This window comes from Globicatella sanguinis, from assembly GCF_002847845.2.
GTDB lineage: Bacteria > Bacillota > Bacilli > Lactobacillales > Aerococcaceae > Globicatella > Globicatella sanguinis.
Genome location: NZ_CP126962.1, coordinates 2,481,977 through 2,504,544 on the forward strand (window position 1 = coordinate 2,481,977; position 22,568 = coordinate 2,504,544).

A 22,568-nucleotide genomic window follows, 5' to 3' on the forward strand; every position below is an offset into this window, starting at 1 on the left:
GATTTAAATGAAAAATCATCATCATTGTCGTGATCATGTGCATTATGATGCGCGTGAACAACAATCAGTTAAAGAAATCGTAGCAGATGGCTTAAAAAAATTCAAAGAGGCCGGTTACAAAAAGACCAAAAAACGAGAAGAAATTTTAACTTTTTTCGCAGAAGAAAACCGTTATATTAGTGCACAAGATGTCCATCAACATATGGTCAAAAAATATCCTACGATGAGTTATAATACGACTTATCGTAATCTTTATGACTTCGTTGAAACAGGCTTATTAGAAGGAACAGAATATAATCAAGAACAAATGTTCCGTATCAGTTGTGGAGCGGATCATCATCATCACCATCATTTTATCTGTACCAATTGTGGTGTTGCGATACCATTAGATGCCTGTCCAATGGATCAAGTAACAACCAATTTATCAGATGTTGAAATTGAATGGCATCGATTCGAAATCTTTGGAAAATGCCAAAAATGTAAAAACTTGGGAGTAGAACAGAAGTAGAAAATCAATTGATTTTCGCTTTTTTGTCCACCCGCGTACAGTTGGGAGTTGGCCAGAAGTAGAAAATTGAATAATTTTCGCTTCGTTGGCCTACCCCCGCACAGTTGAGTAGGTCTCAAGCAAGTCATTAAGACGCAGATTGAGACCACTCAACCATTGCGCTACTCATTAACGAACAATAATCTTGACTAATATTACCAAGTTTATGTCCTACCTTATTCTCACTTAATTTTACACAAAGGTTTCATTTTTTTGAGAAATTGTGATATTTTTTCAGGAAACAGTTGTAAAGTTTATGAGATTTGATATAATTATAAAAGGACTTATTAGATAAATAATAATCTAAGAAAGGTTACTCAATGCTTGGAGGGAGGGGAATCATATGTCAAAAACAGTAGTTCGTGATAACGAATCATTGGATGACGCTCTTCGTCGCTTCAAACGTAACGTTTCTAAAACAGGTACTTTAAGAGAAGCTCGTAAACGTGAGTTTTACGAAAAACCATCAGTAAGACGTAAGAAAAAATCAGAAGCAGCTCGTAAACGTAAGTTCTAGAAAACGTCTTGAGCGATATAGACAATTTGATATATCAAGAAGATTTAAACACTACTCAGTATTGAGTGGTGTTTTTCTTTTTGTTATTTGCTGATGAATCACTTAAAAATGCTGTCTTTTACTTGTCAAAAGAATTTCTATGTAGGTCATTTCGCAATTTTTTGACACTAAATTATTTTTCACAAACTTTCATTTTTCTAAAAGCGATTAAATATTTTCATAGGAAAGTTAATTTCACAATGTAAGCTTTCCAAATAGACAAAAACAGTAAAAAATCCCAAAAATACCCAATTTTTGTTTTCATAAATTTTCAGCGTGTCTCATTTTGAGACACAAAAACAGCTCTTTTTGCGTAGAATTTTCATTTTCATAAAATTTCGAAAAATTATTCGCAAAAATTGATAAATTCTTAATAATTAAGCAAAAAATGTCTCAAAACTTGGATAGTAAAATTAAGCTAGAAAAATAAATAGGCCATTTGTATGGTATCCTAAACATAAAATCACATGCTAAGGAAGGAGTACATACAAATGGCTTATACACATCTTACCATGAAAGAATTGATTTGGATAGAAAATTATTACGATAGCGGTAAAAAAGTAACGGATATCGCTAAAAAATTAAATCGGGCCATCCAAACCATTTATAACGTCGTTAATTTTCTTAAAAATAGTGGTAATATTCAGGAATACTACGATCAATATAAAGAGAATAAATCACGCTGTGGTGCCAAAAAGAAGGTCTTTAACACTAAACAAATCACATATATTAAGAAAAAAGTGGACCAGGGGTGGTCTCCTGACGTCATCATTGGTCGGAATGAACTCCCATTAGGATGTACAGCTCGAACACTTTATCGTCGTTTTAAAGACTCGGAACTCTTTGATCCCTCAACTTTACCGATGAAAGGTAAGAGAAAACCTAATGGGTATCAGGAAAAAAGAGGTAAACAACACTTTAGACGCACCATCGAAGATCGTCAAAAAGAAAATCCACAATATGAGAAAGAATTTGGACATCTAGAAGGTGACACTATTGTCGGAAAAGACCATAAGAGTGCAGTCCTAACACTGGTCGAAAGAATCAGTAAACTCATCATCCCGATAAAAATTAACAGTCGCAAAGCAAGTGATGTGCGAATCGCTTGTGATAACTGGTTTGCTTATTTACCGAGAAATTTATTTAAATCCATTACGTTTGATTGTGGAAAAGAATTTTCTGATTGGCAAGCCATTTCAAATGTCAATGACATCAATATTTACTTTGCTGATCCCGGTTGTCCGTCACAACGCGGCTTAAATGAACACTCTAATGGACTACTTCGAAGAGATGGGTTATCTAAGGGGATGGATTTTACCGATATATCGCAGGAAATACTCAGCCAAACAGCTCATTTCCGCAATGAAATTCCACGAAAATCATTAGGTTATCGAACGCCAATTGAAGTTTTTATCGATTGTTGTAAGGAACTTGGATGGATAGATGCTTTCTAATGCACACAATGTGTTTGTTAAGACAGTGAATCCATTGCGTAAGGCACCTGATTGTTAGAGCTTGACTTGGTGCCTAGCCCGGCATGATGATTTGGGGATGCTTTTTGGGTCTTCTACCCAAACCCTTTCCCCAACTCGCTATTCGCGAGTATCATACCGGAGCATCCAAGTCAAGCTCTAACGATTTAATGCATCAATCTGACTCACTACACTTGCCACAAATCTGACGTTGTGGAAACCTTAAAGTCAGTGGCTAATTTATACTTGAACTTTCGAACAACCATTTTAATTATCAATTAGAAAAAAAGCAAACGTATTATGTGTTAGGTAAAAATTCTAGCTTAATTTGACAATCAAAAAAATAAGACACGGGCTTGTGAATAATAAACTTTCATATTAAATAAGGAAATGAAAGAATGATATTCAATTCATTTCACAAGCCAACGAACCGACATGCAACAAAATATGAATGAAGCAAAGAGTGTTGTTCTATTTAGTAAAATAGTCTTGTATCCTTCCACAAAACTGAAAAAAGATTACCTCAATAGTTTTTGTAACTGGGGAAAGTTACGTGCAACAAATTGGGTAATCTTATTGTAATTTTATAGCCGACGAAGCGAAAATCATTCGATTTTCTACTTTTGGTCTACTCCCAACTGTGCGGGGGAGGCCACGAAGCGAAAATTATTGATTTTCTACTTCTTGCCCACTCTCTAATTTCGATGATGATTTCTTTTGTATCATGATTAGCAATAAAGTTTGAAAAAAATCAGTTTGATAATCTGCCAAATTTTTCTAACGTATATTTTGTTACCGTTAACAAATCATATTCTCTCAATGTTACCGATATCATTATGAGATTTTAACTAGTAAATAAAATTTTAAGTTGCTATTATTTAAGTAAACGATTACAGCTTATTTGAGCTTGATGGAGGTATTAAAAATGACCGGTAAGAATAACCTTGAGGTAAGACGGGCGAAGTTATCGCAGAAAGTCGAAAAATTTGGAATTCGTCGTTTTAAAGTTGGGACTGCTTCGGTATTAATTGGTGCAGGCTTATTTTTTAATGCGAATTTTGTTTCTGCTCAGACAGTGACAGATGGCACATTGAGTGATTCAGCTGATAGCGCCTTAGTAGCCGATGCTAATGAAACAGAAGCTGAAGTACCATTAGTGGATATACCTGTATCAGCAGAAGTTAATGCGGATACAGTTGAGGAGACAACAGTAGTAGCGGAATCGAATGCTGAGACAGTTGGAGAAGAAGCACCAACTGAACTAGTAGAGACCACAGAAGCAGAGATAGATGAAAGTGTCGAAGAGTCTACTCAATTACCTGAAACAACTTTAGTAGATACAAACACTGCCGTTGAGGATGAGTCAATCAATGATGCTACGACAGTCAATGAACCTGTTACTTTATTAGCAGAATCAGATGAAACATCCATTTCAGAAGAAGTGACGGAAGATTCGACACCAGTAACATCTAATACAGATGAAGCAGTCAATACGTTCGCTAGCAATGAAACGGTAAGTGTAGCAGCTGCAACCAACAACACGGCAACGGCTGTTGAACCAATTGAAGAAGGCATGATACGCCTACACTTTGAAAATTTACCTGAAGATAAAATTGGTACTTTAGGTCTTTGGTATTGGGGTGGCGTAGAAAACGAATCAAGCAATCATCCTGATGGTTGGCCTAAGGGTGCAACGCTCTTTGATCCTAATAAAAAAGATGAATACGGCTATTATATTGATATTGCTCAATCTACTAATCCGGCTGATATAGGTTTCTTATTATTAGATACAGCTGGTACTGATGATGCCTCTATTAAAATTACGCCAACAGATCAAACCGTTAAATTATTAAGCGGTGAAATGAATGAAGCGTGGATTGATGCGAACTTCCAAACGAATAGTTATCAACCACTTAAAGATGAAAATGTTCTTAGAATTAATTATCTTCGTTCAGATAATAATTATGAAAATTTAGGTGTTTGGTCTTGGTTTGACGTAGAAAACTCACCACAAAATTGGCCAACAGACGCTTTAAAATTTGAACAAGAAGGTCAATATGGTCGCTACGTTGATTTACCATTATCCAAAGGTCTTGAGTCTAGTATTGGCTTTTTAATCGTAAATACGGCGGATGAATCAAAACCTTTAACAGATTTAGTTTTTTCTGATCGTAAAACGCATAGTCAAATATTCTTGCGTGATAACGATCAAACTGTTTATACCAATCCATACTTTGTTGCTGAAAATAAAGTAGACCCAAGTACAGCAACGCCTGGAGTCCATAATGTTACAGTCGAAGCAAGTGTTAATAAGGAAGTGGAATCCAATCATTTTGCATTATTAGATGTGACGATTACCAATCCTGATAATGCTGAGATTAAGCAAATTATTGCGGATACTTCTGCTTTGGGGACGAGTGCTGAAGTTAAAATTTCTCCTGAATTAAACCGTGTGACGATTACTGCAACACATGATACCAAACCAGGTGAATATCAAATACCGATTCGTGTCTATGATGCTGATAATGGTTACTATGAAACAACAGCCTCAGTAGTTGTTAAAGAGCATGTAAAAGCTGAAGGTGAATTAGATTGGGATGAACAAGTCATCTACTTTATGTTGACTGACCGTTTCTTTGATGGTGATTCAACTAATAATAACCCCTATAATCTACCTTATGAATCAGCAAAAAACCAAGGCGGAGTCTATCGAGGTGGTGACTTTAAGGGTGTTACAGCTAAATTAGATTACTTGAAAGACTTGGGAGTGACATCGATTTGGGTAACGCCAATTGTTGAAAACATTAAGTATAATGTAGGCGGTACTGATAATGTTGATGAGTTTTATGCTTATCATGGTTATTGGGCAAGTGATTTTGAAAAATTAAACCCACATTTAGGAAGTTTAGCAGATTTTCATGAATTAATTGATGAAGCAGCTGCTAGAGGCATTAACATCTTAGTCGATGTAGTGTTAAACCATCCGGGATATGGATTAAATAAAGGAGATTCATTACCAGTAGAAGGATTCCCAACAGCTGAAGATCAAGAACGCTTTGATGGTTTAATCCGTCAAGAAGAGGGAATGGATCCAGATACTCAACGTAGCTTAAGTGGCCTTCCTGATTTTGAAACGGAACGACATGAAGTAAGAGAACAATTGGTAGCTTGGCAATCACAATGGTTAGAAAAAGCTACTACAAGTAAAGGTAATAGTATTTATGGTTTCCGAGTTGACACTGTTAAAAATGTGGATAATACAACTTGGCAACACTTCAAGAATGTATTAGCAGAATTAGATTCAGATTTCCACTTAATGGGCGAATCTTGGGGAGCAAATTATACCAATGATAATGACGATTTAGGCGAAGGAAAAATGGATAGTTTGTTAGACTTCGGCTTTAAAGAAATTGCTAAACAACTAGTCAATGGCGATTTAACCGGAGCTCAACAAGAATTAATTAATCGTAATGGGTTTATTACCAACGCGGAGTCTCTTGGACAATTTTTAAGTAGCCATGATGAAGATGGTTTTACCTATTCGTTAGGTGGTGATTTAAATAAACAAAAGATTGCTGCTACTATTCAATTAACCGCTAAAGGGTTACCTGTAATTTATTACGGGGAAGAACTCGGTTTAAGTGGTGCTAATAATTGGCCTTATTATGACAATCGTTATCAATTCGATTGGGATAAGGTTGATGGCAATGCGATGCATGAGCATTATACGAAACTATTAGACTTTAGAAATGAACATTCTGAATTAATGGCGCGAGGAGATCGTACAACTTTAGCCGGTAATAATTCTGAAAAATGGTTAATTGCTAAACGCTCTTATAATGATCAAAGTGCCTATATTGCAACTAACTTAAACGAAACAGCAACACCTTTAACCATTGAAGTGTCAGGAGAAGACGCTGTCTTATTTGATCACTATTCAGGCAACTCTTATAATGCAACACTATCTGAAACAGGTCAGTATGTCGTTAATATTGAAGCCCCAGCGATTAACGATGGCGGAACCTTACTCTTAACGGTGACGAATGGTGACATTATTAATGCCAAATTAACCTCAGCAGAAGAGCCACCAGTTGAAGAAGGCATGCTTCGAATTCACTTTAAAGAATTACCAGACCAAGCTCATAATACTTTAGGTTTATGGACTTGGGGTGATGTTGCGACGCCATCTGACCAATTAGGATCATGGCCGACTGGCGCAACTAACTTTGGTGAAGCGGGACAAGATGATTATGGGTACTATCTGGATGTTCGTAAATCAAGCTTAGAAGCGAAGAAAATTAATTATTTAATTAATAACAATAAAGGCGATAACATTACCGGCGATCAAAGCATTGATATTATTTCACCAGCGATGGATGAGGTGTGGATTGATGCTGATTGGGGTGTGAATTATTATAAACCGATTGAAACTCCGAATACGGTACGTATTAATTACTACCGTACTGATGGTAACTATGATAATTTAGGTCTTTGGACATGGGGATCTGTTGAAAAACCAGGAGAAAACTGGCCAGACGGCATTGACCTTGACCGTGAAGGTAAATATGGATATTATGCCGATGTCACATTAAGTGAATTAGCTGAATTAGGATTTTTAATTGTTGATGAATCAACTGGAGAGAAAGTCATAGAACAAGATTTTATCTTTAAAGATTTAGAAAATCACACTCAACTATTCATCCGTGATAATGATGCAAAAATTTATACCAATCCATACTATGTTAGCCAAATTCAATTGAATAGTGCGGAACAATTATCAGAAAATACAATTGAACTCCAATTCTCAAGTACTGAAGGTTTAACCAATGAAGATTTATTAAATGGCTTAACCATTACAAGTTCAACTCAACAATCAGTAACCCTAGACTCTGTCTCTATCCAAGAGGGCGGTACTACTGTTTTATTAACAGGTGATTTCGCTCTTGAAAATGCTCCATTTGGCATTACTTTTGAGGAGATGACAGTTAATACACGTACAGGATGGCGTTTAACTGACGAAGTGTATGGTTATGACGGCGATTTAGGAATGACTTTAAATGAAACAGGTACTGTCGCAGAAATGAATCTTTGGTCACCGAGTGCCCAAGAGGTGAATGTGGTTGTTTATGATAAAGACGATAATAATACCGTCGTTGGACGAGTTGCGATGGCAGCTTCAGATAAAGGCGTTTGGAATGTTAAGTTAGATGCTGCTAAAGATTTAGGGCTAGAGACTTTGACTAATTATCTCTATCATTATGAAATTATTCGTGGTGGAAAAAAATATTTAGTTTTAGATCCATATGCAAAATCAATGGGAGCATGGGATAATACTAATCCAATGCCAGTACCAGAAGATGTAGTGAGTAAACCAGTTGGAAAAGCGGCTTTTGTAGCGCCAGATCAATTAGGACCAAAATTAGATTTTGCCAATATTGAAGGCTATAAAAAACGTGAAGATGCCATTATTTATGAAGCGCATGTTCGTGATTTTACTTCTGATCCTAATATCGCAGATGAATTAACGGCGCAATTTGGAACCTTTGCTGCTTTTGTGGAACGTTTAGATTATTTACAAGATTTAGGCGTTACCCATATTCAATTACTACCGGTGATGAATTATTACAATGTCAATGAGTTAATCAATGACGAACGTTTATTAGAGTATGCGTCAAGCAATTCTAATTATAACTGGGGCTATGATCCACAAAACTATTTTGCATTAACTGGGATGTATTCTGAAGATCCAACTAACCCAAGTAAACGGATTGAAGAGTTTAAGAACTTAGTGAATGAAATTCATAAAAGAGGGATGGGTGTGATTTTAGACGTTGTTTATAATCATACGGTTCAAGTCCATATCTTTGAAGATCTAGAACCTAATTATTATCATTTTATGAAAGCTGACGGTACCCCTAAAGAATCATTTGGTGGTGGACGATTAGGAACCACGCATAAGATGGCTAGAAGAGTCTTAGTTGATTCTATTAAATATTTAGTCGATGAATATAAAGTGGATGGATTCCGTTTTGATATGATGGGCGATCATGATGCGGCCTCTATCGAAGAAGCGTATAATGCAGCTAAAGCGTTAAATCCTAATATTTTAATGTTGGGAGAAGGATGGGTTACCTATGAAGGTGATGATGGTTTACCAGAACAACCTGCTGACCAAACATGGATGCAATTAACTGATAGTGTTGCTTCATTCTCAGATGAAATTCGTAATGAATTAAAATCTGGTTTTGGTAGTGAAGGACAACCGCGCTTTTTAACCAACGGTGCTCGTAATTTAGAGTTAATCTTTAACAATATTATTGGACGTCCAAGTAACTTTAAAGCAGATGATCCAGGTGATGTAATTCAATATATCGCTGCCCATGATAACTTAACCTTGTTTGATGTCATCGCACAGTCGATTAAGAAAGATCCAAAAGATCATTCTGACGAAATATTGAGACGCGTCCGCTTAGGAAATAGTATTATTTTAACGTCACAAGGAACACCATTTATCCATTCTGGACAAGAATATGGAAGAACAAAACAATACTCACATCCGGATTATCGTACAACCGTAAGTGATGATTCAATTCCGAATAAAGCAACTTACATGGTTGATGCTGATGGTAACCCATTTGAGTATCCATATTTTATTCATGACTCTTATGACTCAAGTGATGCGATTAACCGTTTCGATTGGGAAAAAGCGACCAATGCTGAAAAATATGCAGAAAATGTGTTAACGCATAACTATACAAGAGGTTTAATTGCAATTAGACGTTCTACCGATGCTTTCAGTCATGATCTAGCAAGTGAAATTGATGAATATGTATCGTTAATTACGGTTCCGAACACAGATCCTAAGGCTAAAGTGGAAGCCAATGATTTAATTATTGGTTATCAAGCTAAAGCATCTAATGGAGATATTTATGCTGTTTTCATTAATGCGGATGAAAAAGAAAGAACCGTTAATTTTGGCGAAGCTTTCAAACATTTAGGTGATGCGAAAGTCATTGCTGACGCTAAGCAAGCTGGAACCAGTGTGATTGAAACTCCAGAAGGGGTCGTATTAGATAAAAATTCTATCACTTTAGATGGTTTAACAACTGCTATCTTATTGATTAAGAAAGGCGAGGAGATACCAGCGACTGAAATTACACCAGTTCCTGAGATAAGCGAAGTCAAAGATGGAGAGGTCGTTCAAGGTCATGAAGTCACATTAGATGACTACTCAGCATTAATAACTTTACCAGAAGATGCTTATGTATCAGAAATCGTCGAAGGAATCAACACATCGAACATTGGTAAGCATTTAGCCAAAGTAAAAGTTGTCTTCAAAGATGGCAGCTCACGGATTGTGTCTATTACAATGTTTGTTTTTCCGTCTGAAACACCAATTGAGGATCCTGAAGAAGGACCAGGCCAAGAAGAAGGACCAGGTCAAGAAGAAGGACCAGGTCAAGAAGAAGGACCAGGTCAAGAAGAAGGACCAGGTCAAGAAGGAGAAGCACCGGGTCAAGAAGGAGAAGCACCAGGTCAAGAAGAAGAGGTACCTGGTCAAGAAGAAGAAACACCTTCTAAAGAAAAAGAAACGGATGCTAAAGCCAAACCGATTGAAAAAGTGGAATATGCAGCTGTTTTACCAAATACAGGTGAAAAAGTAAACACATCCATTTTCACTGCAGCTGCTTTATCGGTACTAGTCGGACTAGGTTTAATTGTCAAAAAAACCGAAGAAGAGCAAGAGTAGGTAACGAAATGAGCTAGTTGTAAGCGCAGAAATAGGATTGCGGATGTTGTCTTGACAGTCACTGGATAAATGAATTAACATAAAATTACCTATTAATCGCAACGCAACTAGTAGGAAGTGGGCACTCGAAGGGAAAATCATATGATTTCCTTCTTCTAGCTCACTTCTTTTTTTGTTAATTACAATAGTAAAAACATTTCTTCACAAACTATATCGAATTTTAATTATGTTTCACAAAATCTTCTTTGAAAATTTATGAAATCTATGAAAAATATAACAGTTTAAAAGTTGTTTTATAACAGAATAAACAAAAGCCAATGCTTTATTTATGAAAAAGTAAGAGTTTTTATTTAACATATAATTAAAAAAATTATTATGTGGTTCATATCACAAAGTCTATTCAAAGCCTATTATAACAATGATGTAAGCTATATTATACTTGCAATTACGAAGCGTTAGTGATACATTAAATTATGGAAATAGAGATAATAACAGAAATTCGGGCTGTTTTATTTCGCATTAAAAAAAGGAAGGAAAGTGTACAAGTATGGCAAATAAGAACACTACTGTTTCATTCGAAAAGTTATTAGATCCAAATAACTTCGATTTTAGCACTGTACAAATCATCGATGAAGAAGGTAATGTAGTAAACGAGCATTTATTACCTGAATTATCTGATGATGAATTAGTTAAGTTGATGGAGGATATGGTTTGGTCACGTATTTTACATGAACGTTCAACAGCATTAAACCGCCAAGGTCGCTTAGGTTTCTATGCACCAACAGCAGGACAAGAAGCATCTCAATTAGGGTCTATCAATGCGTTAGAACGTGAAGACTATATCATGCCAGGTTACCGTGATGTTCCTCAATTAATTAAACATGGTTTACCATTACATAAAGCATTTTTATGGTCTCGTGGACACGTTGCAGGATCTACTTTTGATAAAGATCTCAATGCTTATCCACCACAAATCATCATCGGAGCTCAATATATTCAAGCAATGGGTGTTGGATTTGGATTAAAACGTGACGGTAAAAATGCAGTGGTTGCAACTTGGACAGGTGACGGTGGTTCATCACAAGGTGACTTCTATGAAGGAATTAACTTCGCTGGTTCTTATAAAGTTCCTGCTATTTTCTTCATCCAAAATAATGGTTGGGCTATTTCAACACCACGTTCATTACAAACAGCGGCGCCAACATTAGCTCAAAAAGCAGTTGCTGCAGGTATTCCTGGTATCGTAGTGGATGGTATGGATATTTTAGCGGTTTACGCCGTAACGAAAGCAGCTCGTGAATATGCTTTAGCAGGTAACGGACCAGTCTTAATTGAAACAATTTGTTATCGTTTCGGACCACATACATTGTCTGGAGACGATCCAACTCGTTACCAACCAGAAGGTGTTCAAGACGAATGGCAAGCAAAAGACCCATTAATTCGTTTCCGTAAATACTTAGAAAACAAAGGTTTATGGTCTAAAGAAAAAGAAGACGAAGTGATTGAACGTACACAAGAAGAAATTAAAGAAGCTGTTAAATTAGCTGATCAAGAACCAAAACAAAAAGTTTCAGATTTCTTAAAAAATATGTTTGAAACTCCAGACGTGTTCTTACAAGAACAAATCGCAAAATTCGAAGCAAAGGAGAATAAATAATGGCTCAATTAACAATGATCCAAGCAATTACTCAAGCATTAGCGACAGAATTGCGTAACGATGACCGTACATTAATTTTCGGTGAAGACGTTGGTAAAAACGGTGGGGTTTTCCGTGCCACTGAAGGTTTACAAGACGAATTCGGTGAGGACCGCGTATTTAATACTCCTTTAGCAGAATCAGGTATTGGTGGTTTAGCGGTTGGGTTAGCTTTAACTGGTTTCCGTCCAATTCCAGAGATTCAATTCTTCGGATTCGTTTTTGAAGTAATGGATTCTGTTGTAGGTCAAGCGGCTCGTACACGTTACCGTTTAGGTAATTCACGTCAAATGCCTATTACTTTCCGTGCACCATTTGGTGGTGGGGTACATACTCCAGAAATGCACGCGGATAACTTAGAAGGTTTATTAGCGCAATCACCAGGTATTAAAGTAGTAATCCCTTCAAATCCATATGATGCAAAAGGTTTATTAATCTCTGCAATTCGTGATAATGACCCAGTGTTCTTCTTAGAACATATGAAATTATACCGTTCATTCCGTGAAGAAGTGCCTGAAAAAGAATATACAATTCCTTTAGGAAAAGCGAATATCGTTAAGGAAGGTACAGATGTTTCTGTTATTACTTACGGAGCGATGGTTCGTGAGGCATTGAAAGCAGCTGAAAACTTAGAAAAAGATGGTATTTCAGTTGAAGTAATGGATTTACGTACAGTTTCACCATTAGATTTAGAAGCTATTTTAGCAACAGTTCAAAAAACTAATCGCGTGGTTGTTGTTCAAGAAGCACAACGTCAAGCAGGTGTGGGTGCACGTGTTATTGCTGAAATTTCTGAACGTGCAATCTTAGACTTAGAAGCACCAATCGGATTTGTTGCTGCTCCTGATACTATCTTCCCATTTGGTCAAGCTGAAAAAGACTGGTTACCAAATGCAACAGATATTGAAGAACAAGTACGTAAAACTTACGAATTCTAATAGACTTTATACGAAGCGATTGACGAGAGGTAAACATGTTTTACCTCTTTGGTCAATCTCATTATGAAAAATAAAAGGAGACAAAAATCATGGCATTTTTATTCAAATTACCTGAACTTGGCGAAGGTATTGTCGAAGGTGAAGTAGCATCTTGGCCAGTAAAAGAAGGCGACGAGATTAAAGAAGATGACGTTTTAGTTGAAATCCAAAACGACAAATCGGTTGAATCTATTCCTTCACCAGTATCTGGAAAAATCTTAAAAATTCATGTTCCTGAAGGAACAGTAGCAGTTGTAGGCGATGTATTAGTTGAAATCGATGCGCCAGGTCACGAAGATGAAGCACCAGCAACTTCGCCAGCAGCACCAGCAGCGGCTGAAGCAACAGTTGCAGATTCACAAGCACCAGCAACAGGCACTTTCCAATTCAAATTACCTGAATTAGGAGAAGGAATTGTCGAAGGTGAAGTAGCATCTTGGCCAGTAAAAGAAGGCGACCATATCAATGAAGACGATGTTTTAGTTGAAATCCAAAACGATAAGTCTGTTGAATCAATTCCATCACCAGTATCTGGTACTATTACTAAGATTGTGGTTCCTGAAGGAACAGTAGCAGTAGTAGGTGATGTACTAGTTGAAATCGCAGCTGAAGGACATGTCCCAGAAGCATCAACAGCAACACCAGCAGCAACTCAAGCGACTGCATCAGCACCAGCTTCAACAACTGCAAGTGCTCCAGTTGCAGCAGCAGATCCTAATCGTCGTGTATTAGCAATGCCTTCTGTTCGTAAATTAGCACGTGACAAAGGAATTGACATCTCATTAGTACCAGGTACAGGTGCCAATGGTCGTGTAACAAAAGCAGACGTTGAAAACTTTGATAGTTCAGCAGCAGTGGCAACACCAACAGCTCAAGTTGCTTCTACACCATCAGCACCAGCTCAAAGTACTGCTGCTCCTGCACAACAAGCAGCACCAGCTAAACCTTATACATCTAATTTATCAGATTTAGAAACTCGTGAACCAATGACACCAATGCGTAAAGCAATTGCTAAAGCAATGGTAACGTCTAAACATACTGCACCACATGTTACTCACTTTGATGAAGTGGAAGTATCTGCATTATGGGATCACCGTAAGAAATTTAAAGCAGTAGCAGCTGAACGCGATACTAAATTAACATTCTTACCTTATGCTGTTAAAGCATTAGTGGCTGTTGTTAAGAAATATCCAGCTTTAAATACTTCGATTGATGACGCAACGAATGAAGTTGTATACAAAAACTACTATAATATTGGTATTGCAACCGATACAGATCGTGGTCTATACGTGCCAGTTATTAAAGACGCTAATACTAAGTCAATGTTTGATATTGCGGATTCTATTACTGATTTAGCTGGAAAAGCTCATGAAGGTAAATTAACTGCCGGTGAAATGAACGGTGGCTCAATCACTATTTCTAACTTAGGTTCAGCAGGTGGTAAGTGGTTTACACCAATTATCAACTATCCTGAAGTAGCTATTTTAGGATTTGGTGGTATCGTTCAAGAACCAATCGTTAATGCTGAAGGTGAATTAGCTGTTGGCCGTATGTTAAAATTATCATTAAGCTACGACCACCGTATTATCGATGGTGCAACTGCTCAAAAAGCAATGAATGAGTTCAAACGCTTAATTGCTAACCCAGAATTATTATTAATGGAAGGTTAAGGTGTAAATTATGGTAGTTGGAGATTTCGAAATTGAATTAGAAACAGTCGTAATTGGATCTGGCCCTGGTGGATATGTTGCTGCCATTCGTGCTTCTCAATTAGGACAAAAAGTAGCCATCATTGAAAAAGATTACATTGGTGGTACTTGTTTAAACGTAGGATGTATTCCTTCAAAAGCATTAATCAGTGCAGGACATACTTATCATAATGCTTTACACGGAGATTTCTTTGGTGTAATGGCGAAAGATATTACCGTTGATTTCAAACGTACTCAAGAATGGAAAGATAAAGAAGTTGTTGGTAAATTAACTGGCGGTATCCGTATGTTACTTAAGAAAAATAAAGTTGAAATCATTGAAGGAGAAGCTTTCTTTGTTGATGATCATACTTTACGTGTTATCAATGGCGATTCCGCACAAACATATACATTCAAAAATGCGATTGTAGCAACAGGTAGCCGCCCAATCGAAATTAAAGGATTTAAATTCAGTGAACGTGTGATTGATTCAACAGGTGCGTTAGCATTAACTGAAATTCCTAAAGAAATGGTGGTTATCGGCGGTGGATACATCGGTTCTGAATTAGCAGGTGCCTTTGCAAACTTTGGTACGAAAATTACTATTTTAGAAGGATCAAACCAAATTATTCCGACATTTGAAAAAGACATGGTTCAATTAGTTGAATCAGAGTTCAAGAAAAAAGGTGTTGACGTTATTACCAACGCAATGGCTTTAAACTCTGAAATTAATGGCGATCGTGTAACGGTTACTTATGAAGTAGGCGGTAAACAACATAAAGTGGAAGCTGACTACTGTTTAGTAACTGTAGGACGTCGTCCAAATACTGATAACTGTGGTTTAGAAGTTGCGGGTGTTGTGATTGGTGAACGTGGTTTAATTAACGTTGATAAACAAGGACGTACCAATAAAGATAATATCTTTGCAATTGGAGACGCTGTTCCTGGTGCTGCTTTAGCGCATAAAGCTTCTTACGAAGCAAAAGTAGCGGCGGAAGCTATCAGTGGACAACCAAGTGCCGTTGATTACGTTGCTATGCCAGCAGTATGTTTCACTGATCCAGAATTAGCTTCAGTGGGTTATACAGTGGAACAAGCTAAAGAAGCTGGTTTAGACGTGAAAGCTTCTAAATTCCCATTAGCAGGTAATGGACGTGCGTTATCACTAAACGCAACTAGCGGATTTGTTCGTTTAGTAACAACTAAAGAAGATAATGTTTTAGTTGGCGCACAAGTAGCAGGGGCTAACGCTTCTGATTTAATCGCTGAATTAACACTTGCGGTTGAAGGTGGATTAAATGCCGAAGATTTAGCATTAACCATTCACTCACATCCATCATTAGCAGAAACTGTTATGGATGCAGCTGAATTAGCTTTAGGTCACCCAATCCATATTTAATCATTTAAAGAAGATTGCAAGCCGAGATTTATTTCTCGGCTTTTTATATTGCCAGTATCATTTAATAAATAATTTTAAACAAATTTGTCAAAATTATTGAAAGAGCGTTATAATACTTGTATCGAGGTGAAAAAACATGAGTCTTAAGCAATATACCAAACCCTATAGCAACACGTATCTACTATCAGAACAAGCAGCCTTGTATCCTGGCTCAAAACAAGCGGATTTGACCAAAGTATTAAAGCTAGTGTTAACGACATCGGATGCTCATGATCAAGCAGTCAAACAGACACTAAATGCGGATGAGTATATCATTAATGATCAGCAAACATGGGTTATTACCCAAAATCGGATGGTGATTCATCAATGGCCAGAGATTAATCAAGAAATTAAAATAAGTACCCATGTGATAGAGGCCAATCGTTTTTTCATCACACGTCAATTTGTGGTGGAAGCTGACGATATAGAATTAATGATTTTATTTTTTCAATTTGCAGCGATTGATTTTACTTCACGTAAGATGGTGAGACTGAATTATGAAACATTACCTGAATTGTTAGATTTAAACGCCGAAGTTAAAGTGAATTTTAGCCGATTAAAAGTACCTGAAAATGCGCAAAAAGTAAGTGAAAAGGACTTGGAAATTCTACCAAGTGATATTGATGGCAATCAACATGTTAGTAACTTAGTCTACTTGCGATGGGCTTATAATGCAATAAGAGAGCGTTTATCAGCATCAGGTCATGAATTAACCATTGTAGAAGTTAAATTTGGCAATGAAGTCTTATGGGGACATGAGCCGAAATTGCTAAATTACCAATCAAAACCAAATGAATTTGTACAAACGGACCAAATCATATATAATAAAACATTGGATAAAGAAGCGTGTCATATAAGAATGACATGGAAGAAGGAGAAATAAACATAAATGATTACATTAAAATCAGAACGTGAAATCGAAGCAATGAAAAAATCTGGAGAGTTACTAGCTTCCATTCATGTTGCACTAAGAGATTTCATTAAACCAGGTGTAACGACGGCTGAAATAGATAAGTTTGTTCAAGCAAAAATTGAAGGAGCCGGCGCAGTAGCAGCTCAAATTGGTTATGAAGGGTACGAATTCGCAACTTGTACAAGTGTAAATGATGAAATTTGTCATGGCTTCCCTTCAAATTATAAATTAAAATCAGGCGACATTGTTAAAGTAGACTTCTGTGTCGATTTGGATGGTGCTATTTCAGATAGTTGTTGGTGTTATGCTGTAGGAGAAATTAGTGACGAGCATCAACGCTTAATGGAAGTGACGAAAGAAGCAATGTATCGTGGGATTGCCCAAGCTAAAGTTGGTAATCGCATTGGGGATATCGGGCATGCTATTCAATCGTATGCGGAAGGGGAAGGCTTTGGGGTCGTGCGTGATTTTATTGGTCATGGTATTGGTCCAACGATTCATGAAGATCCACAAGTTCCACACTATGGCTTACCTGGAAAAGGTCTTCGACTAAAAGAAGGGATGACCATTACCATTGAACCGATGATTACGACCGGTACTTGGAAAATGAAAATGGATAATAATGGATGGACAGCCCGTACGCGCGATGGCGGTTATTGTGCGCAATATGAACATTCTTTAGTCATTACAGCGGATGGTCCCGTATTGTTAACGCAACAACCTGACTAAGAGTCAATGAAATTTCAATAAAATAAGATTCTTTAAAAAGAGGTTAGGCATCAACTTGATAAATTCAGTCAAGTTAGGGTTCGTTAATTAATAACACATTGCTTAAGTGGCATCAAATTTCGTCTTAATGACTTGTTTACGGCCAACTCCATTTTGCGTGGGTGGACAGACTCTACTTCTGTTCCACTCCCAATATTAGTTTTAGCTAGTGGAATATTGATGGAGCGAATCAAAAGCAGCAAAAATTTTAGAATTACGCTTTAAATCCAATTATCCATTGGATTTTAGTGGGAATCATGCCATTTTAAATAAATACTTGTTTTGGGTCAATCAACGATGGTATAAGGCAAGTTGAGACTGGGTAAAGTTTAATGAATGCTTCTTGTTTATTTAACAAGGATGTTCATTTAAATTTTATCCAGCTTTTTTTAAAAAATTAATTATGATAAGTATAATGAGAAATAGATTAGAAGTATCATTAATAAAATGAAATAATGAGAAAATTAGAAAAGTATTGAATTAATAAGCTTTCATCAATAAAAAAACGTTGAAAAATACGTATTTTCACATTTTTTTAATTTATTTTTAACTTTAAGCTTGCTTTTATCGTTTGCGTCGGTTAATATAACAGTATAAAGTTTTATTTATTAATTTTTGGAGGGAACATTATGAGAAATTCTTTAAGAAAACTTGCCGGTTTAACATTATCGGCATTAACACTTGGCTCTGTTGTTGCTAATTCTTCACTTACCCTTGTTTCTGCGCAATCGAACGTTGAATTAGAAACAGCTATAAAAAATGATGCTGAAGAAATTGAAGGTGGTACTTTACGTTATGCATTAGTAGGGGATCCATTTTCAGGTGTGTTAAATAAAATGCTATATGAAGGTAACCCAGACGCAACGATTATTGACCTATTTAACGAAGGATTGTATGGTTATGATGAAAACTTTACCATCGATGATTCTGGTTTTGCTAAAGTTGATTTTGACGTAGAGAACAAACAAGTTACCATCACTATTCCAGAAGGTCAAAAATGGGACGATGGCGAAGACTTAACAATCGATGATGTTATTTGGCCATATTATGTAGTAGGTCACCCAGACTATCAAGGTATTCGTTATGGCGAAGATTTTGAAAACGTTGTGGGAATGAAAGAGTATCATGAAGGTACAGCTGAAGAAATTAGCGGTTTAGAACGCGTGGATGATTACACATTAAAAGTGACTTATAACCAATTTCCTAACTCAATGCTACAAGCCGGTGGTGGGGTATCATCTTATATTGAACCAGAACATGTCTTTAAAGACATTCCGGTTGGTGAATTACTAGACTCAGAACCAGTACGTACTAAACCAGTTGGTTTCGGTCCTTTCCGAGTAACTTCTATTACACCAGGTGAAGCTGTTACCTATGAAGCGAACGAATATTATTGGAGAGGTCGTCCAAAATTAGACGGAGTTCAATTAGAAGTAGTTAACCAAGCAACAGCTGTTGCTGAAATGCAAGCAGGTAATTACGATATTGCTTCTTTACCAGCCGACTCTTATGACTCATATAAAGATTCTGAAAACTTTACGGTCTTAGGGGACGTGCAAAATGCTTATACTTATATTGGATTTAAGTTAGGAAAATTAGAAGATGGCGAAAACGTTCCTGATGAATCATTGGTAGTAGCAGATAAAGCAATTCGTCAAGCAATGGCCTATGCAGTTGATAATGATGCTATCGGTGAAAGATTCTACCAAGGGTTACGTTGGAGAGCAAATGCGCCAATTACACCAAACTTTAAAGATTACTATAATGCTGAATTACCTGGATATACTTATGACCCAGAAAAAGCAAAACAAATCTTAGCTGATGCAGGTTATACTGATGCAGATGGTGATGGCTTCATTGAAGATAAAAATGGTGAACCATTCACTTTAGGATTTGCTTCAATGTCTGGTGGCGAAACTGCACAACCATTAGCAGAATACTACATGCAAGCTTGGGCAGAAGTGGGTATCGATGTTCAATTAGTTGATGGGCAATTAATGGAATTTAACTCATTCTATGATGCTCTTAAAGCAGATGATCCAAAAATTCAAGTTTACCAAGGCGCATGGGGAACCGGTGGTGATCCAAACCCAACTGGATTATACGGACGTACTGCATCATTTAACTACACTCGTTGGGCTACGGAAGAGAATGATAAGTTATTAGCAGCTATCAACTCTGATGATTCATTTGATGATGAATTCCGTAAACAAGCTTTCAATGATTGGCAAGCTTACTTCATGGAAGAATTACCAGTGATCCCAACATTATTCAGATATCGTGTGGTAGGGGTTAACAACCGTGTTAAAAACTACGATGTCAAGGTCGGATCAGATTTAACTTGGGTTGACGTAGCTCTTACAGCAGACGCACCATATTAACATAATGTTGCCTCCAACAGGGGACTCGTAAGAGTCCTCTATTTTTTTATGAGTTATTTTCTTACTTTCTAAGTGTATTGAGCAATTTTTTGAAAAAGGCTCCTATTAAAAATAATAATACTATTAAAATGGTTGGAAACCTCTAATTAAATTTCTTGATTTTATCATAAAGTTACGCTATCATTAAAATTGTAAGATTATTTTACTTATTTTGGAGGGATAGTATGAAAAAATCTTTAACAAAAACTTTTGCTGTAGGAGCTTCTGCTTTAGCAATTAGTTCAATCGCAGCTAATTCAATGGTACCGTTTGTTTCTGCTCAAACGAATGTACAATTGAATACGACTTTTGAAAATAATGAGGAGTCAATTGAAGGTGGCGTTTTACGTTATGCTTTAGTTTCTGAATCTCCTTTCGCCGGTGTATTAAACTCAATGTTTTATGATGGCGCACCAGATGGGTCTATTATCGGATTCTTCGATGAAGGATTATATGGTTATGATGAAAACTTTACCATTGATGATTCTGGTTTTGCTAAAATTGATTTTGATGTTGAAAATAAACAAGTAACGATTACCATTCCTGAAGGACAAAAATGGGATGATGGTGAAGATTTAACGATTGATGATGTTATCTTCCCTTATTATGTAGTCGGTCACCCAGACTATCAAGGTATTCGTTATGGTGAAGATTTTGAAAATGTCGTAGGTATGAAAGATTACCATGAAGGTAAGTCAGAAGAAATCAGTGGTTTAGAACGCGTAGATGATCACACCTTAAAAGTTACTTATGAAAACTTCCCTAATTCAATGCTTCAAGCAGGTGGTGGGATTTCAAGCTACATTCAACCAAAACATGTCTTCGAAGGTATCGAAGTGAAAGATATGTTAGATTCAGAGCCAGTACGCCAAAAACCAGTAGGATATGGTCCATTTAAAGTTACATCGATCATTCCAGGTGAAGCTGTTACTTTAGAAGCGAATGAATATTACTGGAAAGGCCGTCCAAAATTAGACGGAGTTCAAGTTGAAGTGGTTAACTCATCAACTTCAGTCGCTGAAATGCAAGCAGGTAACTATGATATTGCTGAGTTACCTGCTGACCAATATGAAACTTATAAAGATGCTGAAAACTTCCAAGTTTTAGGAACAATTGGTAATAGTTATACTTATATTGGCTTTAAATTAGGAACATTTGAAAACGATGAAGTAGTCCCTGATGATTCTGTCGTAGTAGCAGATAAAGCAATTCGTCAAGCAATGGCTTATGCGATTGATAACGATGCAATTGGTGAAAGATTCTACCATGGTTTACGTTGGAGAGCAACTTCACCAGTAACACCTAACTTTACAGCTTACTTCAATGATGAAATTGAAGGATACAACTATGACCCAGAAAAAGCTAAACAAATCTTAGCGGATGCAGGTTATACAGATGCAGACGGTGATGGCTTTATCGAAGATAAAAATGGTGAACCATTTACATTAGGATTTGCTTCCATGACTGGTGGCGAAACAGCTCAACCATTAGCTGAGTACTACATGCAAGCTTGGGCTGAAATTGGTATTAATGTCCAATTAGTTGACGGCCAATTAATGGAATTTAATTCATTCTACGATGCTCTTAAAGCAGATGATCCAAAAATCCAAATCTTCCAAGGGGCATGGGGTACAGGTGGCGATCCAAACCCAACAGGACTATTTGGACGTAATGCTTCATTTAACTTCCCACGTTGGGCAACAGAAGAAAATGATAAGTTATTAGAAGCAATTAATTCTGATGAATCATTCGATGAAGAATTCCGTAAAAAAGCTTTCAATGATTGGCAAGCATACTTTATGGAGGAATTACCACTTATGCCAACATTATATCGTTATTCAGTAGTAGCGGTTAATAATCGTGTTAAAGGCTATGATATTCAAATTGGTGCAGATACACCATGGTATGATGTGACGTTAACATCAGAAAATCCATATTAATAGTGAATCAATGAGTTTGAAGACTGGACAGAAAATAATTCTGTCTGGTCTTTTGTATTTTTTATCTTGTTGTATTGTGATTGAATCGTATAAATCGGTGACGAATAAATATTTTTTATCAATTTAAATTTTGTATCACATTATTATCAAATATCGATGAAATTTTGATTGTCAAATTAAGCTAGAATTTTTACCTAACACATAATACGTTGGCTTTTGGTCTAATTGATAATTTAAATGTTTGTTCGAAAGTTCAAGTATAAATTAGCTACTGACTTTAAGTTTTTCACATAGTTAAATTTGTGGCAGGTGTAGTGAGTCAGATTGATGCATTAAATCGTTAGAGCTTTACTTGGATGCTCCGGTATGATACTCGCGGATAGCGAGTTGGGGAAAGGATTTG

General features: G+C 36.6%; 12 protein-coding genes. All 12 read left to right on the forward strand.

What is annotated here, in order from left to right:
• Positions 1–7 precede the first annotated feature (7 nt).
• The gene (locus CYJ72_RS10930; RefSeq protein ID WP_101813322.1) at positions 8–508 is read left to right on the forward strand and encodes a Fur family transcriptional regulator; all 501 of its coding nucleotides are present in this window, start codon (positions 8–10) and stop codon (positions 506–508) included.
• Positions 509–890: 382 nt separating this feature from the next.
• Entirely contained in the window at positions 891–1,064 is a 174-nt protein-coding gene (gene rpsU / locus CYJ72_RS10935) for a 30S ribosomal protein S21 (protein WP_066126806.1), read from the forward strand.
• 530 nt (positions 1,065–1,594) lie between these two features.
• The gene (locus CYJ72_RS10940; RefSeq protein WP_101975427.1) at positions 1,595–2,557 is read left to right on the forward strand and encodes an IS30 family transposase; all 963 of its coding nucleotides are present in this window, start codon (positions 1,595–1,597) and stop codon (positions 2,555–2,557) included.
• A gap of 943 nt (positions 2,558–3,500) precedes the next feature.
• Complete coding sequence (locus tag CYJ72_RS10945; RefSeq protein ID WP_284629838.1) at positions 3,501–10,325, forward strand: pullulanase; 6,825 nt, start codon at positions 3,501–3,503, stop codon at positions 10,323–10,325.
• A gap of 547 nt (positions 10,326–10,872) precedes the next feature.
• Positions 10,873–11,982 carry a pyruvate dehydrogenase (acetyl-transferring) E1 component subunit alpha gene (gene pdhA, locus CYJ72_RS10950; RefSeq protein ID WP_071409280.1) on the forward strand — a complete coding sequence of 370 codons (1,110 nt, stop codon included), beginning with the start codon at positions 10,873–10,875 and terminating at the stop codon, positions 11,980–11,982.
• Positions 11,982–12,959, forward strand: a complete 978-nt coding sequence (locus tag CYJ72_RS10955; protein ID WP_066125238.1) for an alpha-ketoacid dehydrogenase subunit beta — start codon at positions 11,982–11,984, stop codon at positions 12,957–12,959. Before pdhA ends, CYJ72_RS10955 begins: the two co-directional genes overlap by 1 nt.
• Before the next feature lie 89 nt (positions 12,960–13,048).
• Positions 13,049–14,668 (forward strand): 2-oxo acid dehydrogenase subunit E2, encoded by a 1,620-nt coding sequence (locus CYJ72_RS10960; protein ID WP_284629839.1) that lies wholly within the window; start codon positions 13,049–13,051, stop codon positions 14,666–14,668.
• A gap of 10 nt (positions 14,669–14,678) precedes the next feature.
• Positions 14,679–16,085, forward strand: coding sequence for a dihydrolipoyl dehydrogenase (lpdA, locus tag CYJ72_RS10965; protein WP_071409282.1), 1,407 nt, complete (start codon positions 14,679–14,681; stop codon positions 16,083–16,085).
• Positions 16,086–16,221: 136 nt separating this feature from the next.
• Positions 16,222–17,007 carry an acyl-ACP thioesterase domain-containing protein gene (locus CYJ72_RS10970; RefSeq protein ID WP_284629840.1) on the forward strand — a complete coding sequence of 262 codons (786 nt, stop codon included), beginning with the start codon at positions 16,222–16,224 and terminating at the stop codon, positions 17,005–17,007.
• Positions 17,008–17,013: 6 nt separating this feature from the next.
• Positions 17,014–17,766, forward strand: a complete 753-nt coding sequence (map, locus tag CYJ72_RS10975; RefSeq protein ID WP_101813317.1) for a type I methionyl aminopeptidase — start codon at positions 17,014–17,016, stop codon at positions 17,764–17,766.
• Positions 17,767–18,434: 668 nt separating this feature from the next.
• Positions 18,435–20,186, forward strand: a complete 1,752-nt coding sequence (locus tag CYJ72_RS10980) for an oligopeptide ABC transporter substrate-binding protein (protein WP_101813316.1) — start codon at positions 18,435–18,437, stop codon at positions 20,184–20,186.
• A gap of 224 nt (positions 20,187–20,410) precedes the next feature.
• Positions 20,411–22,165, forward strand: coding sequence for an oligopeptide ABC transporter substrate-binding protein (locus CYJ72_RS10985; RefSeq protein ID WP_284629841.1), 1,755 nt, complete (start codon positions 20,411–20,413; stop codon positions 22,163–22,165).
• The last annotated feature ends 403 nt before the right edge of the window (positions 22,166–22,568 follow it).